This window comes from Nitrosomonas sp. Nm84 (assembly GCF_003201565.1).
Taxonomy (GTDB): domain Bacteria; phylum Pseudomonadota; class Gammaproteobacteria; order Burkholderiales; family Nitrosomonadaceae; genus Nitrosomonas.
Genome location: NZ_QJJP01000033.1, coordinates 21,390 through 36,394, shown reverse-complemented (window position 1 = coordinate 36,394; position 15,005 = coordinate 21,390). Strand labels below are relative to the sequence as shown.

Annotated in this window: 18 protein-coding genes; 8 read left to right on the top strand and 10 right to left on the bottom strand. The window is 46.6% G+C overall.

Annotated features, from left to right (window positions below; all coding sequences use genetic code 11):
* The first annotated feature begins 21 nt into the window (after window positions 1-21).
* From C8R34_RS14210 to C8R34_RS14200, 3 genes are all read left to right on the top strand, one after another.
* Window positions 22-138 carry a sugar transferase gene (locus C8R34_RS14210; protein WP_258364462.1) on the top strand — a complete coding sequence of 39 codons (117 nt, stop codon included), beginning with the start codon at window positions 22-24 and terminating at the stop codon, window positions 136-138.
* 165 nt (window positions 139-303) lie between these two features.
* Complete coding sequence (locus C8R34_RS14205) at window positions 304-1,407, top strand: lytic transglycosylase domain-containing protein (protein ID WP_110341688.1); 1,104 nt, start codon at window positions 304-306, stop codon at window positions 1,405-1,407.
* A 389-nt stretch (window positions 1,408-1,796) separates the two neighbouring features.
* On the top strand, window positions 1,797-2,786 hold the full coding sequence (locus C8R34_RS14200; protein WP_110341686.1) for a malate dehydrogenase: 990 nt from the start codon (window positions 1,797-1,799) through the stop codon (window positions 2,784-2,786).
* Here C8R34_RS14200 and C8R34_RS14195 read toward each other — a convergent pair.
* On the bottom strand, window positions 2,775-3,959 hold the full coding sequence (locus tag C8R34_RS14195; RefSeq protein ID WP_258364513.1) for a lytic murein transglycosylase: 1,185 nt from the start codon (window positions 3,957-3,959) through the stop codon (window positions 2,775-2,777). The genes C8R34_RS14200 and C8R34_RS14195 overlap by 12 nt on opposite strands.
* Window positions 3,960-4,053: 94 nt before the next feature.
* A complete protein-coding gene (gene fur, locus C8R34_RS14190; protein WP_110341682.1) occupies window positions 4,054-4,494 on the bottom strand; it encodes a ferric iron uptake transcriptional regulator in 441 nt (146 codons plus the stop codon).
* Window positions 4,495-4,538: 44 nt separating this feature from the next.
* On the opposite strand from fur, the gene C8R34_RS14185 reads away from it, so the two are divergent.
* From C8R34_RS14185 to C8R34_RS14170, 3 genes are all read left to right on the top strand, one after another.
* Window positions 4,539-4,976, top strand: coding sequence for an outer membrane protein assembly factor BamE (locus C8R34_RS14185; protein ID WP_258364512.1), 438 nt, complete (start codon window positions 4,539-4,541; stop codon window positions 4,974-4,976).
* 197 nt (window positions 4,977-5,173) lie between these two features.
* On the top strand, window positions 5,174-5,980 hold the full coding sequence (gene dapB, locus C8R34_RS14175) for a 4-hydroxy-tetrahydrodipicolinate reductase (RefSeq protein ID WP_110341678.1): 807 nt from the start codon (window positions 5,174-5,176) through the stop codon (window positions 5,978-5,980).
* Between the two features lie 54 nt (window positions 5,981-6,034).
* Window positions 6,035-6,838: a symmetrical bis(5'-nucleosyl)-tetraphosphatase gene (locus tag C8R34_RS14170; protein WP_110341676.1), complete on the top strand. Its 804-nt coding sequence runs from the start codon at window positions 6,035-6,037 to the stop codon at window positions 6,836-6,838.
* Here C8R34_RS14170 and C8R34_RS14165 read toward each other — a convergent pair.
* Window positions 6,789-7,583, bottom strand: a complete 795-nt coding sequence (locus C8R34_RS14165) for a 1-acyl-sn-glycerol-3-phosphate acyltransferase (RefSeq protein WP_110341674.1) — start codon at window positions 7,581-7,583, stop codon at window positions 6,789-6,791. The two genes, C8R34_RS14170 and C8R34_RS14165, sit on opposite strands and share 50 nt — an antisense overlap.
* Window positions 7,584-7,941: 358 nt before the next feature.
* Here C8R34_RS14165 and pbpG point away from each other — a divergent pair, with 358 nt between their 5' ends.
* Window positions 7,942-8,766 carry a D-alanyl-D-alanine endopeptidase gene (pbpG, locus tag C8R34_RS14160; protein ID WP_110341672.1) on the top strand — a complete coding sequence of 275 codons (825 nt, stop codon included), beginning with the start codon at window positions 7,942-7,944 and terminating at the stop codon, window positions 8,764-8,766.
* 26 nt (window positions 8,767-8,792) lie between these two features.
* On the opposite strand, the gene C8R34_RS14155 is transcribed toward pbpG, so the two are convergent.
* Entirely contained in the window at window positions 8,793-10,304 is a 1,512-nt protein-coding gene (locus C8R34_RS14155; protein ID WP_110341694.1) for a carboxypeptidase M32, read from the bottom strand.
* 121 nt (window positions 10,305-10,425) lie between these two features.
* On the opposite strand from C8R34_RS14155, the gene hemJ reads away from it, so the two are divergent.
* Entirely contained in the window at window positions 10,426-10,875 is a 450-nt protein-coding gene (gene hemJ / locus C8R34_RS14150) for a protoporphyrinogen oxidase HemJ (RefSeq protein WP_110341670.1), read from the top strand.
* A gap of 59 nt (window positions 10,876-10,934) precedes the next feature.
* On the opposite strand, the gene C8R34_RS14145 is transcribed toward hemJ, so the two are convergent.
* From C8R34_RS14145 to C8R34_RS14120, 6 genes are all read right to left on the bottom strand, one after another.
* Window positions 10,935-11,996, bottom strand: a complete 1,062-nt coding sequence (locus tag C8R34_RS14145) for a hypothetical protein (RefSeq protein WP_110341668.1) — start codon at window positions 11,994-11,996, stop codon at window positions 10,935-10,937.
* Between the two features lie 36 nt (window positions 11,997-12,032).
* Window positions 12,033-12,566 carry a peptide deformylase gene (gene def, locus C8R34_RS14140; RefSeq protein WP_110341666.1) on the bottom strand — a complete coding sequence of 178 codons (534 nt, stop codon included), beginning with the start codon at window positions 12,564-12,566 and terminating at the stop codon, window positions 12,033-12,035.
* Window positions 12,556-13,302 (bottom strand): S-methyl-5'-thioinosine phosphorylase, encoded by a 747-nt coding sequence (locus tag C8R34_RS14135; RefSeq protein WP_110341664.1) that lies wholly within the window; start codon window positions 13,300-13,302, stop codon window positions 12,556-12,558. Before C8R34_RS14135 ends, def begins: the two co-directional genes overlap by 11 nt.
* A 19-nt stretch (window positions 13,303-13,321) precedes the next feature.
* Window positions 13,322-13,867: a hypoxanthine-guanine phosphoribosyltransferase gene (locus tag C8R34_RS14130; protein WP_110341692.1), complete on the bottom strand. Its 546-nt coding sequence runs from the start codon at window positions 13,865-13,867 to the stop codon at window positions 13,322-13,324.
* A 330-nt stretch (window positions 13,868-14,197) separates the two neighbouring features.
* A complete protein-coding gene (locus tag C8R34_RS14125) occupies window positions 14,198-14,635 on the bottom strand; it encodes a DUF2231 domain-containing protein (RefSeq protein ID WP_110341662.1) in 438 nt (145 codons plus the stop codon).
* A 16-nt stretch (window positions 14,636-14,651) separates the two neighbouring features.
* A complete protein-coding gene (locus C8R34_RS14120) occupies window positions 14,652-14,990 on the bottom strand; it encodes a hypothetical protein (protein WP_110341660.1) in 339 nt (112 codons plus the stop codon).
* Window positions 14,991-15,005 lie beyond the last annotated feature (15 nt).

Genomic DNA, 15,005 nt, shown 5'->3' with positions numbered 1-15,005 from the left:
GAAACCGAAGCACTGGAAAAAATGAAAGGGCGCATCGAACACGATCTGTATTACCTCAAAAACTGGTCCATCTGGCTAGACCTCTGGATCATCCTGCGTACCGTCTGGATCGTCGTCCAAAAAGATAATGCTTACTGAGGATCAGTTAATATGATATGTAGCTTATATCCCCCTTCAATCACAATTGGAATCCTGTCCAGATAGCACCATCTTGTTACTGCTCCATCATTTAGCCAGATTTTTTACTGCAAGCAATCCGGTTAACTCTTACAATCTGCTGAATCATATGAATTCTGTATTCCAATGGATAAAACAGTCAATCTCAGCAATCCTGAATCCGGCAACAATACAAAGCCTAAACGCAAGCGCAATCGCAATCGCAATCTGTCAATGCGAACTGGTAAGAATAAACCAAAAAGAAATCAGCCCAGTAGACTTAAACAGAAATTATTGCTGACAAGCATAGAAATTCTCGGTTTGAGCATTACTGCAGTGTTAATCATCATCATGCTGTTGGGTTATTCCGCAAACCGGTTTTCGGGCACCAGTTTTTTTGGCAGCTTGCTGCCTTTCGCTACCGGCGTATTGATATTAATAATGGTGGCTTCTGCTTTTCTCATCGGCTGGTGGAAACTAAGGAAAAGATTACAACTCTATTCTGAATTCCTCCCCTTGATTCTATCCTTATCATTTGTCGTGCTGATCGCCTGGTTTGTGACCCACGATCAATTTACCCTGGCTTATGGAAATTTCCGTACACTGGTTGGAGGCAAGGAAGAAGCAGGCCGTATGACAATTTCGCATCAAGTCTATGCGGCTTATCGCAAACATAATTCAGCACAACTGCAAAAAATGCTTGACCGGTCCCAAGAATATCAACATGCAATCAGAGATGCAGCCAAGGCTTTCAATGTTGATGCCCATCTATTACAAGGTATTGCGGCAACAGAATCATCTTTTATACCGAGAGACAGCAGTGATGGTGGGCGCGGTTTATTTCAGATCACCCGTGTTCCCAAAATAGTTATGACGCAAGCACAGCAAAAGTTAGGTACTGAAAAAATTTCCCTGGAAAACTCCCGACACAACGCTTTTGTCGGTGCAGCCACATTTAAACACTATTTAGCTGAAATGAAAGGTGATCTATTTTTGGCTTTACTCGCCTATAACATCGGTCCGGCTAACGGAGGACTGCGTTTTATCATGCAGCAATATGGCGCCACTGATTTCACTACTATTCAACCATATTTACAAACGCTGCCGCGCGACTATCCGATACGCGTATTGTCGTACTCTCTGGCATTTCGCCTGTGGCAGAAAGAAGGTAAATTACTCGCATATGAAGAAGGAAACAATGCTATCCGTATACAGCGGATCGGTATACCAGGACTCTCTACCGGCATGTAATGAACTTACCTATTCTTGCACACCAAGAGCTCCGGGGATTGTATGTGTTCAGACACCTCCATCCAAAGCAATCCGTTGGATTTCTTCAGGATTGACATCGCGGATGCGTGGCTTTGTGCGTAACAACAAGTCGTACAGCGCGACAATTTCCCGAAACTCAATAACCCGGAAAGCTCTCTCATCAAAACCACACCTTTGCAGATCTGATCACGATTTTCCAAAACCCTCTCTTGTATTCTAATATGCAATCAGCATCCTATCGTGATTCTGTACTTCTTAAACAAACATACTCTTCCGCGGGACTCCGATTACAAGTATAATTTGATCACTTTTCCCCATATACCGCCAATTTTCTCAGCCTATTGGTGGATTTTCGAGGATTGGAAAAAATGAAAACGCCTATTCGAATTGCTGTTACCGGAGCAACGGGACAGATTTGTTACAGCCTGCTATATCGCATTGCGGCAGGCGACATGTTTGGCAACGATCAACCGATTATTCTTCAGTTGCACGATGTTACTGAAGCACAACCTTTTTTCGATGCCGTTGTCATGGAGTTGTATGATTGCGCTTTTCCGTTATTAACTGAAATTATCACCACCGATAATGCAGAAGTTGCATTCAATGATGTAGACATTGCCTTGCTGGTTGGCGCGCGTCCACGCGGGGAAAATATGGAACGCAAAGACCTCCTCGCAGCCAATAGTCCTATTTTCATTGAACAAGGCAAAGCGCTGAATGTAGCCGCAAAACGTAATGTCAAGGTACTGGTCGTTGGTAATCCTGCCAACACCAATGCATACATTACCATGAGAAATGCTCCCGATCTTGATCCCAGCAATTTCTCCGCGATGTTGCGACTGGACCATAATCGCGCATTATCTCAGGTTGCACTAAAGCTCCGAGTGCCTGTGTCAGAGATCAAGAGAATGATCGTTTGGGGCAATCACTCCAATACGCAATTTCCTGATTTAAGCCATGTGACCATCGATAACACCCCAATAACCTCGCTGTTAACAGATTCCGGGTGGATAGAAAATCATTTTATTCCGACCGTGCAAAAACGCGGTGCAGCCATTATCGAAGCACGCCGTGGCAAATCGAGCGCGGCCAGCGCGGCGAATGCCATTATCAATCATATGCGAGATTGGTTTTTTGGTACCCGGGAAGGTAATTGGGTTTCGATGGGCGTGCCTTCCAATGGTTGCTATGGTATTCCTAGCGGAGTAATTTACAGCTTCCCTGCGACTTGTCAGAACGGTCAGTATAAAATTGTTGAGGGACTGGAAATCAGTGAACTAGATAAGGAAAAAATGCAAAAAAGCTATCAGGAATTACTTGCTGAGCAAGAAACCATCAAACATCTTCTAACGAGGTAAGGTATTCACTGCTTCACGAATTGCTGTTAGCAATGCGGCGTCCAAATGGCCATCGGCAATGCGTTGCGTGTTCTGTTGAAAACGGCTGATTGCCTGCCGCGTCGCTGAGCCCATCACGCCATCCGCTTCGCCCGCATCGATACCCAGTGCTGACAAATCCATTTGCAGCTGTCTTACCTGTTCACGCGTTATTTTTATCGTATCAATCGGTGGTAAGCGTTGCAATGCAGGCGCGCCTGCAATGCGATCCGCCAAATGCCCGACTGACAGCGCATAAAATTCAGATCGATTCCAGCGCATGATGATATAAAAATTCTTGGTAACTAAAAAAGCAGGGCCCCGATGACCACCAGGAACAAGCAATGCAGCTCTTTGTTCTGTGGGTGTCAATGCCGTTCCAGAAGCAGTAGTAACACCGAGTTTCGCCCACTCGATCAGATTGAGCATCTGATCTCGCCCAGCCAGTGAATAATCAAAAGCTGCCGGTAACCGAACTTCCTGTCCCCAGTCTAGCCCGGGAACCCAGCCTAATTGTCGTAAAAAGTTTGCGGCAGAGCCCAACGCATCCGGAATACTGCCCCATAAATCGCGGCGCCCGTCTCCATCCATATCCTTGGCATACCGCAAAAAAGTGGACGGCATGAACTGCATATGCCCCATGGCACCTGCCCACGAGCCAATCATGCGTTCAGCGGAGATATCGCCGGCATCGACAATGCGTAACGCATTGAGCAATTCTTGTGTAAAGAAACTACTGCGGCGTGGATCGCAAGCAAGTGTGGCTAGTGAATCGGTTACAGACCAGTCGCCAAAATTCCCGCCGTAGCTGGTTTCCAGCCCCCAGAATGAAACCAGATATTGTGCCGGAATACCGCTTTCCTGTTGAATCTGATTCAATAATCCACGATGCTTAGCCAATAACTCCCGACCCCGTTGAACACGCTCATCATTAATGCGCAAATTAAAGTAATTTGCAAATGTCTGCGTGAATTCAGGTTGGCGTCGATCCAATTCAATGACCCGCTGATTGTGTCTGACTTTACTCAGCACTTGTTGGATCGTTGTATCGGAAATACCTTCGGTCTTTGCTTGCACACCTATTCGGGATATGCACTCACTGAAATGACCAGTGTCGGCATACACATTATGCACCGACAGCCAGCCTAATAGCATTAGGATTCCTGGGAATAAGTGCCTTAAACTGATATCAAGCAAACAAAGCTTAATTCTTGGCGAATAACTTACTGCAAGTGCGTGCATTATTTTATTATTTTCGATGAGGACAGGCTGGTTTGATACAATCCGCGTATAAAGACAATGAGTGCTCCTGCAACCGAAATCCTCGATCATTCGCAATAGCTTCCTGACGTTGCTCTATTTCAGAATCATAAAATTCTTCGACACGACCACATTGCAAACAGACCAAATGATCGTGATGCCCGTCGCGTTTTAGCTCGAATACCGCTTTACCACTTTCAAAATGATGCCGCTCCAACAATCCGGCCTGCTCAAATTGCGTTAAAACACGATAAACGGTGGCCAGCCCTATGTCTTCACCTTCGTTGAGCAATTCCTTATAAACATCTTCTGCGGACAAATGACGCACACTGCTTTGTTCAAATAAATTCAATATCTTGAGTCGAGGCAGCGTTGTTTTAAGGCCACTATTTTTGAGATCTATACTTTTTAGGTCGCCAGAATTGCTCATGGTTATCTCTGTTCAGAAAATGATTTGTTGTATCATATAGTGCTATGCTCACTTTGGAAACATATAATATCATCAATAAAATGGTTGCAAACATTCTCGTACCGCTGGTTTTCCTCATCGTAGCAGGATGCTCATACTTTCCTCATATTCTATATAAGATCGATGTGCAACAAGGTAATGTGATCGACGAAGAAATGCTGGAAAAACTAAAACCAGGAATGACCAAATCGCAAGTTCTTTTTGTCATGGGGTCACCACTGATTGTCGATACATTTCGCGATAACCGATGGGATTATGTCTATATATGGCGCGAAAAAGGCGATTTAGTCGAACAAAAGCGGCTGACAATCTATTTTGACGATGACAAATTAGTCAATATTGAAAATTACCTGAGTTTTTCTAAGTATCCAATCAAACCCAGACCTGTAGAAGCTAGCCCTGAACCGGAAAAGGTTCAATCAAGTACCACAGAAGCAAAATAAGTGATAATTTTTATTTATTGTTCATTTAGTAGGCCATTGAAAAACATTTTAGAAGCAGTCGATACTAGGCAAAAACAGGAGAGAAAGCGCAGTTTATGCGTAATCAACGAGCATTTTGAGTCTGTTCTTAACACCGTATCGGCTGTTCAAATCATTTTGCAACGGCCTGATAAACTTAAAATCATCGTGGGAATACAATGATCATTCAAAAGATTGCTATTGCAGGCAGCGCCGGACGCATGGGGCGCACATTATTGGAAGTGGTCTCACAAGCTCCCGATATGCAACTCGCCGCTGCATTGGAAAGAGCTAGCAGCCCTTATTTGAATAGGGACGCAGGAGAATTAATAGGCGCCAGTTGCGGCATTCCGATTGTCAGTGATTTTACAGTCGCGTTGAAGAATTGCCACCAACTGATTGATTTCACCCGCCCTGAAGGCACCCTCGCGCATCTGGCCGTTTGCCGGGAAGCCGGTGTCAAAATGATCATTGGCACCACCGGCTTCTCAGCACAAGAAAAAGCGCAACTCAAAGCAGCCGCACAAGATATTGCGATCGTATTCGCCCCCAATATGAGTGTTGGCGTGAATGTGACTTTCAAGCTACTGGAAATCGCCGCAAAAGTATTGAATGAAGGCTACGATATCGAGATTATCGAGGCGCATCACCGGCATAAAGTAGATGCACCGTCCGGCACCGCGCTACGGATGGGCGAAGTCGTTGCTGATGCATTAAAAAGAGACCTCAGCAAAGTGGCCGTTTATGGTCGCGAAGGTGTCACCGGCGAAAGAAATCCGGAGGCCATTGGATTTGCAACCATCCGTGCAGGTGATATTGTCGGCGACCATACCGTCATGTTTGCCGGCATCGGTGAGCGCGTGGAAATCTCACATAAAGCCAGCAGTCGTATGACCTTTGCAATGGGCGCATTACGCGCAGTGCGTTTTCTGGCCGATCAACCGAATGGCTTGTTCGACATGCAGGATGTACTCGGTTTACGTTAATTTATTCAATTATTGGCACAATCATTAGCTACCTGACTTAAGCGACCGCCAATCATGGCAACTTATGCAATGGGTGATCTTCAAGGCTGCTTTACGACATTTCAGCGCTTGATTGATCACATCCGGTTTGACCCTACTGCAGATAAATTATGGCTGGTTGGCGACATCGTTAACCGCGGTCCCGATTCGCTCTCGCTCTTGCGGTATATCAAGCAAGCAGGCGGTGCGATGACTATGGTACTGGGCAATCACGATCTGCATTTATTGATGGTTGCCGCAGGCATCGCAAAGCAACACCCCAGCGACACGATTCAACCCATTCTGGATGCGCCCGATCGCGATGAATTATTGCATTGGCTACGGCAACAAAAGCTATTTCACACCGCAAGCCAATACGCTATGGTGCATGCGGGCTTATTGCCATCCTGGTCGATTGCACAAGCTGGGCAATTGGCTCATGAGGTTGAACATGCCCTACGCCAGGACGATGATCAGGAATTATTTGCACTGATGTATGGCAATGAGCCGAATTACTGGCAAGACGAATGGACCGGCCATGTCCGCTTACGCGTCATTATCAACGCCATGACACGCCTGCGTGTCTGCACACCCGACGGCAGAATGAATTTCGCTTTTAAAGGCGATCCGCAATCCATTCCATCCGGCTATTTGCCATGGTTTGGCTTACCCCAACGAGCCAGTCGACAGCATACTGTCATCTGCGGCCATTGGTCCGCATTAGGATTACATCTCGCGGATAATGTGATTGCGCTGGATACTGGTTGCGTATGGGGCAGAGAATTAACGGCTATCCGACTGGAAGATCGGAAAATTTTCCAGCTTTCTTGTGTGGAATAGGCAACAACAGCGCCTCAGCAATCGCATGCTCCGCGAAACGGGCTAATTCCCGCCGATTCCTCATCCCGCATTGAACCGCTTCACTCACGGTGAGTTCAACATGGATGCTTGTCTGACTCAATATTTTTTGCAGCGACACGACCAAAGACGATTCGATATAGGCAGCTTCCGCGCAAATATTCCCTGCCACATTGCGATAGCCAATAGCCACTGGGTAAAGTAGCGCATCTGATGTAACAGCCGATTGCAGCAATGAAGCGTGAAAATGATTGAGTTGAGTGCCATCGGCGGTAGTGCCTTCGGGAAAAACGACAACCCGCTCGCCTTTCTCCAGTACGTCACTGATCTGTTGATTGATGCGCACTGTATCACTGCGCTTTGCGCGCTCAATAAATAATGTGCCCGCATTTCTACTCAACAACCCTAATACCGGCCAATGGCTGATTTCCGCCTTGGCGACAAAACGCGTCGGACAGACTGCCATCAGCACACAAACATCCAACCACGACACATGATTAGCCGCAAACAAGGCACGCGGAACTTCCGTTTCCGGCAATCTGCCGTGGCACTGCAATTTAATGTGGAGAATAGACAGCAAACCCACTGCCCAACGCTGCATCATGCGGCGCTGAATATGCAACGGAAAGTACGGATAAACAATCGATTGCAATAACCCTGAAGTAACATGTATGAGCAAATGAAACAGACGAATGAAGCGCAATAGGAGTGGTGTGGTTTTCTGCATCAGGTCTGTCGTGCTGGAAAAAACGGATCAAATCATCATGTTGATCTTTGGTTTAACTTAAAGAAGCCTTTTCATCCTATTATCAACACATTGCTCTTCATTTATTAACTCAAATTCTCAAAAATAGGCCATAACATACTATAAATATGAAATTTATTATCAATTTTTTATATTAAAATTTGGTTAGATTTATAGTAAAATAGAAAAATTACGGTATGGCAATGGCACAGCTTATGGTTCGCGCAATTATATAGTAATAATTCGGAATATTTGATTTGATTCCGGTCGCATTCAGATAATGGGAAATTTTTAATGGTATTTTCAGAGAGCTCAGTTAACTCATGGGGATAAATCAATAATGAAACAAGCAATTCTGTTAATTTGCGTCATATTTTTTTATACCCATAGTGCCTTCGCAAAAAACAACCCGGATATCAAATCTCAGGCGGCAATGGTATTCAATGCGCAGAATGCGCGCATCATTTATGACAAAAATGCCGACAAGGTGATGCCCATCGCTTCCATTACCAAATTAATGACCGCTATGGTCACGCTGGATGCACGGCTATCGCCGAATGAAAAAATCACCATTACTCAAGCCGATGTCGATAAATTGAAGCACACTTCCTCGCGCTTGCCCGTCGGAAGCAGCTATCCCCGCCATGAATTATTACGACTGGCGCTGATGTCATCCGAGAATCGCGCCGCAGCGGCACTTGGCCGCACTTATCCGGGCGGCACGCAGGCATTCGTGAACGCCATGAATCAAAAAGCCAGGAAAATCGGTATGATGAACAGCCGTTTTGTCGACTCTTCCGGTTTGAATAGTGGTAATGTCGCTACCGCGCGCGATCTGGCAAAACTGGTCACTGCTTCCAATAACTATGCGGCAATTCGTGAATTCTCAACGACATCCCAACATTCCGTATCACCTGGAAACAAGCGCGGCCAATTACAATATGTCAACTCCAATAGTCTGGTGCGCAACCAAGGTTGGGAAATCGATGTCTCGAAAACCGGCTACTTGAGTGAAGCCGGACGCTGCCTAGTAATGCAAGCCAACATTTCCGGTCAACCCGTGGTCATTGTTTTACTGAATTCCTGGGGTAAAAATACCCGTATCGGCGATGCCAATCGCGTGAAAAAATGGATAGAGAGTAACCAAGGCCGCAGGCAGGCATAATATCTATGCCACTCGCGCTCAAAAAACTAAGCCTGATTCAACCCATAGATTTCGCCATATTTGCTTTTTAGGTAATTAATGAAATAATCCGGATTCAAATCCTCTCCAGTAACGCGCTGAACAAGCGCTTGTGGTGTATAAAGACTGCCTTGGCGGTGAATTTTCTCGTTGAGCCAGCCTTTAATCGGCGCAAAATTTCCTTTGGCGATATTTGCTTCAGTATCCGGTTGCTCACTCAACAGCGTTTTATAAAACTGGCACGCATACATCGCACCCAGCGTGTATGAAGGAAAATACCCAAACGCCCCGCCGCTCCAATGCGAATCCTGCAACACACCGAGCGTATCGGTCGGCGGCTTGATTCCCAAGTATTTCTGCATCAATTCGTTCCAAATGTGCGGCAAATCATCAACCTGCATCGAACCATCAAACAAACCTTTCTCGATTTCATAGCGCAGGATGATATGCAGCGGATAAGTCACTTCATCCGCTTCCACGCGAATAAAATCCGCCTTGCAGGTATTGATCGCGCGATAAAACGAATCCACCGTAGCGGATTGCAGATTCTCCGGAAACGCCGCGCGTATGGTATCGAAATAGTGTGTACAAAAAGGTTTGCCCTGCGCGATCATGCGTTCCCAGAATAATGACTGGGATTCGTGTATGCCCATCGTCAACGATTCTGACGCCGGCAAATCCCCCAGCTCATGCGGACGCCCCTGCTCGTAGAGCGCATGGCCGGTTTCATGGATCACCGAATACAGTGATTCGATAAAATTACTATCCTTATAGCGTGTGGTGATGCGCACATCGGTCGGATGGCTTCCGCCGCAAAACGGATGTACCGACACATCGATACGTCCCTGTTCAAAATTGAACCCCATGTCCCGGCTGATTTTGCGCGCCAACGCTTCCTGTTTATCCAGCGCAAACCGACCTTGCAGAAAAGACGTATCCGGTTGATAGGAATGGTCTTGAATGGCATGAATCAACGGTATTAATTCCTGCTTCAGGCGCTCGAATATCGGCGTAATCATGGCCATTGTCGTGCCGCGCTCAAACAGATCGATGTTCGCATCATAAGGCGCCATTTCGGGGGAAACGCACTGCGCCCATTCCGTCTTCAATTGCAGAAAACGTTTCAGCACCGGCGCAAAATCGGCAAACTTATTATCTTGGCGCGCCGTCACCCAAACGCCATGCCCGCGCGAGCCCAGTTCCGCCAACTCCTGCACCAACCGCTTCGGCACCTTGGTTTCCAGTTCATAGCTGCGCTGCGCTTCGCGGATATTGCAGCGCTCCGCTTCGCCCAACGCAGCAAGATCCTGCTCATTTAACTCGCTCAGACAATCTCCCAGCGCGGGATCCGTCATGCGCTCGTAAATAATCCCTGCCAGCGCTGAAATTTGCTTGGCACGTGCATCACTCGCTCCCGCCGGCATCATCACCTCCTGATCCCAACCCAACGTGCTCATGACGCCGCCCAAATGGGCGATTTCTTCCAGTTTGTGGACTAAATTCTGATAATGTTGATTCATAGTCATCTCGCTTAATCTTATCATGCTAAACGCCGCGCTTAATTCACCTGATCGCAAGAGATAGCGCCAAAACCCCAAGCCCAGTATCATAGCAACTTTTACACCAATCATTCACACTGCCATGCTCTGGATAAAATCACTGCACATCATTTTCATGGTCACCTGGTTCGCGGGGCTATTCTACCTGCCACGTTTGTTTGTTTATCACGCCATGTGCGAAGACCAACCCGGCAAAGAACGCTTCAAAATCATGGAGCGCAAGCTGTATTATGGCATCATGACACCCGGCGCGGTACTGACCGTGGTTTTCGGCGTGTGGTTGTGGCTGGGTTACGGTTTTTCCGGAGGCTGGCTGCACGCCAAGCTGGCTCTGGTATTATTATTGATCGTCTATCATTATTACTGCGGAAAATTTGTTACGGCATTCAAAACCGACAGCAACACGCATGGTCACGTGTTTTACCGCTGGTTCAATGAATTTCCGGTGCTGGTTCTGTTTGCGGTGGTGATACTGGTGGTGGTTAAACCGGATTTAATTGGATGGGTTTCTGGATTGATTAGTAATAGTTAATAGATCAAAGTACAGAATTTTCTGTGTGCTTACATAATGAAAATTCCTTTTTTATGTAGTTAGCGCATATTAGCAAGCGCGTTGTATTCCGCATCTATTTCTCTGTCAAGTTGCAATAGGTAGGTCGAGTCAGCTCCTACTATACCTCGCTGTGAATCATCCATACGCAACCGGAATTGCCGAATACGCTCTAATAAGTCCCTGCCATGATTATTCTTGGCTCCCCACATTTTTCCGAATACACTCTCAAGTTGTTTCAGGTAGTGTATTTCTGATTCACTGTGTATGAACATTAAACGTGCCACTTCTTTGATCGCACGGTCTCGAGTAGCCACTAGCCAACGAGCTTGAGAATTTTGTTTTGATAGTGAGTTCCACTCTTGCAGAAAACATAGATCCCATGTCGCATTCCTAATATCCTTCAAGTTATGCGATTTGAGCATCCCCCGAATGCGTCCATGACTCAGATAAATACACAAGAAGAAGAACGCCGGGGAAGTAAACATATATTTGTCAAACAACCAATCAGTAAGTTGAAGCATAACCTCATAATCCGATACACCCGATGCCTTGATAATCAGAGCCTTCTTGATTGTAATGATGTTTCTTTCAAAATATTTGAGCTTTTCGGGTATATTCTTATTCTTAAGTTCACCCGAAGAGAAATGTGGAACAGCATCTTGTGGCACTGAAGTCCGCAAACCAAGTGCTATGTCTAGAAAAATATTAGCATTAAGATTATCTGCGCTTCGAAATAATGCAAGTTCTGTATCAGCAGTCACGAGATCCGCCGTATCCATATACTCATGGTAAGCAATACTTGGCTCGGACAAAATTTCAGCGGCATTCAGGAATGCCTGCAAACCAGCAACTATTCTCAAACTTTTCCCGCTGGAATCCTCTGGAACCTGTTTACCTCTGATTAGTGAAACAAGATCAGTAACAATATTACGATCAAGAAGGCAAGAAAACTTCTTAGATTCATGCAGATGATAATTTATCAATTGATACTGATGATTTCCCTCGATATCAAGAACATCCAATAAAATATCATCATTTCTGAGTATCTCTTCAATGAGCAAAAATTCGTCAAGTCTCGGGAATAAAAAGTGTATTTCCATCTAATTCTAGCTAGGTACTAAGCAAATAATCCAAACCTAATCATCCACAACCACCTGCCCCGGAAACAGCACATCCGTAAACCCAAATTGCCTAAAATCCGTGATCCGCATCGGATACAGAATCCCCTGCAAGTGATCACATTCATGTTGCACCACGCGCGCGTGAAAGCCGCTGACTTTGCGATCAATCACCGTTCCATATTGATCCACGCCCTGATAGCGCAAGTGCGCATAGCGCGGTACCACGCCGCGCATTCCGGGTACGCTCAGGCAGCCTTCCCAACCGTCTTCCATTTCATCGGATAACGGTGTCAGCTGCGGGTTAAGCAAAACTGTAAAAGGCACTTCGTCGGCATCGGGATAGCGCTGATTCTTGTCAAAGCCGAAAATCGCCACCTGCAAGCTCACGCCAATCTGCGGTGCCGCCAGGCCTGCGCCATTCAGCGACTCCATAGTGTCGTACATATCCTGGATTAACGCGTGCAGCTCGGGAGTATCGAATCGGTCGATTTTTTCCGCGACCTGCAACAATACGGGGTCACCCATTCTCAGTACCGGTCTAATCGCCATGACAACTCACCACATGTTCCAATATGTTTCTGACACGCACCATCGCCTGTTCCAACACCGCGTTAATTTCCTTGAGCGGTATGCCATTCACGTTAGTGCCGCGGCCGGCGGCATAATTGGCGACCACGGCAATGGTGGCGTAATTCAATTCCAATTCCCTTGCCAGCGCGGTTTCCGGCATACCGGTCATGCCAACCATATCCGCCCCATCGCGTTCCAGCCGGTTGATTTCAGCGGCGGTTTCGAGCCTGGGCCCTTGCGTCGCTGCATAAACCCCTCCATCGATAATTTCTGTATTGGCATTTTTTGCTCCTTGTAACAGCAACGCTCGGGTTTGCTGACTATAAGGCAGGGTGAAATCAATATGCGTCACGCGTTGTTCCGTGCTGTCAAAATAGGTGAAACTGCGTCCGTAGGTGTAATCGATGATCTGATCCGGAACTACCAGCCGGCCCGGCGCCAAGTCGGATCGAATACCCCCTACCGAGGCCACGGCAATGACGTGCAACGGTTTCAACGAATGCAGTGCCCATAAGTTTGCGCGGTAATTGATAGCATGCGGCGGAATCGTATGGCCATGCCCATGCCGCGCCAGAAACACGACATCACGGTCTCTGATTTTACCAAACGTCAATGGGCCGGAGGGTTCGCCATAGGGTGTGCGTATGATCTGCCGGTGTGATATTTCCAGGCAGGGCAATTGCGTCATACCGCTGCCGCCAATGATTGCAAGCATTATTCCTCCATTACCAAGCTTAATCTTTCACTGCATAAATGGCGGGCAAATTCCGCCACGCGCCGTGGATATCCATGCCAAAACCAAACACATAGCGATCCGGCACAGTCAATCCAACAAAATCAGCCTTGAATGGCTTGGGTTTGCCCGTTTCTTTTTCTGCAAGAACCGCACTATAAAATGCTTTCGCACCCTTTTCCAATACTTTGTCACGAATGGCGGCCAGCGTAATGCCTTCATCCAGAATGTCATCCAGCACCAAGACAACCCGATCTTTCATGTTTTCTTTCGGCTCCGCCTGCCAATGAATTTCACCCCCCGTCATTTTTTTGTCGTAGCGCGTCAAATGCAGATAATCGAAATCAAGTGGAAACCGCAGTTGCGGCAGCAATTGCCCGGTAAACACCACCGCCCCACCCATCACACATAAAACCAGTGGATATTGTTGAGCTAATTCCCGTGTGATATCTGTCGCCAAACGATGCACTGTTTGCACCACTGTTTGCTCAGAATGAATTAATTCGGCTTCTTCAAGTATTCGCTCAGCTTGTTGGACACTTTTCATGATAATGGAATTACTGGATTTAATTGAACCGCTGTACTGAAACAGTGAGCGACCTAACAAACAGGATTCCTCCCGTCGCCCATGATCCTATGCGCATTAATGTCGTACTTTAGCAGAATTCCATGCAGAAACACCGTCACATGGCAAAGCGATTAACAGTCGGCCACTGATGCAAGGCTTAGAGGTAAAATTGATAAAATTACATAGGGAGACGCAATTACGCGTGCGACCGCACTGCTCGTTGAAAAGCAACAGCATTCCGCATGCAGCAAGAAATTCCTACTGAGGTCACCAAAAATTCCTTCTGAATTTCGAAATGACAGATGATGATTACTTATGGTTTCCTAGGTCTTTTTGGATACCAACACCATATTCATATACCAGTTTCCCTCCCATCCAACCTGCGCTGCAAAGAAAAGCAAACCCAATAACCGATAAGACGATGGCAATCAGTCCTGGTTGCTCGAGCTGCGTGCCGTTCAGACGCATAAATAAGCTGACCGCATAAAAAGACCAGCTGGTCATGATCAAAATCATGTGCTGATTGGCAATCTTCGCGGCCGGACTCTGTGCGTCAATTTTTCCTAGTTCTAATAAACCGGCCATCATCGCAAATAGTGCGGTAATCGTTCCGATGACCAGCAACACCCCAGCCACCCAACCGACTTGCTCATTATTGGTAAATAAACTGGCGATGTCTGCTATCGTGGCAAGAAACCAGGTCGCTATCGGGAAATGAACCAGCATTGGATGGATAGGGTGCTTCATGAGTTTTCCTTGTGAATTAAATAAATATGCTTAACAGCGTCAGAAAGCCTGCTACCGCCACACCTGCGTGAATGAGCACGATGTTTTTAGGTGCAACGCTACCTTTAACATGGATTGAAGCCAGATAAAATCCACCCAATGCAGCCACAACAAGCAGACCCAGCGCAGCCGTTAGGCGCGTATCGCCCGAGCCTTCCAGAACCAACATGATCAGCATGACGAGACCTGTTGCTCCCAGCAAGGCATGAACAATCGACAAAGACCATGGTGCCAATTGCCCAGCAAATACTTTCGAGGCCAATACGACACCTCCAACAGCTGCGATTGCTAAAACTACGATTAGATATGTAAGCATTAACTCCTCCTATTT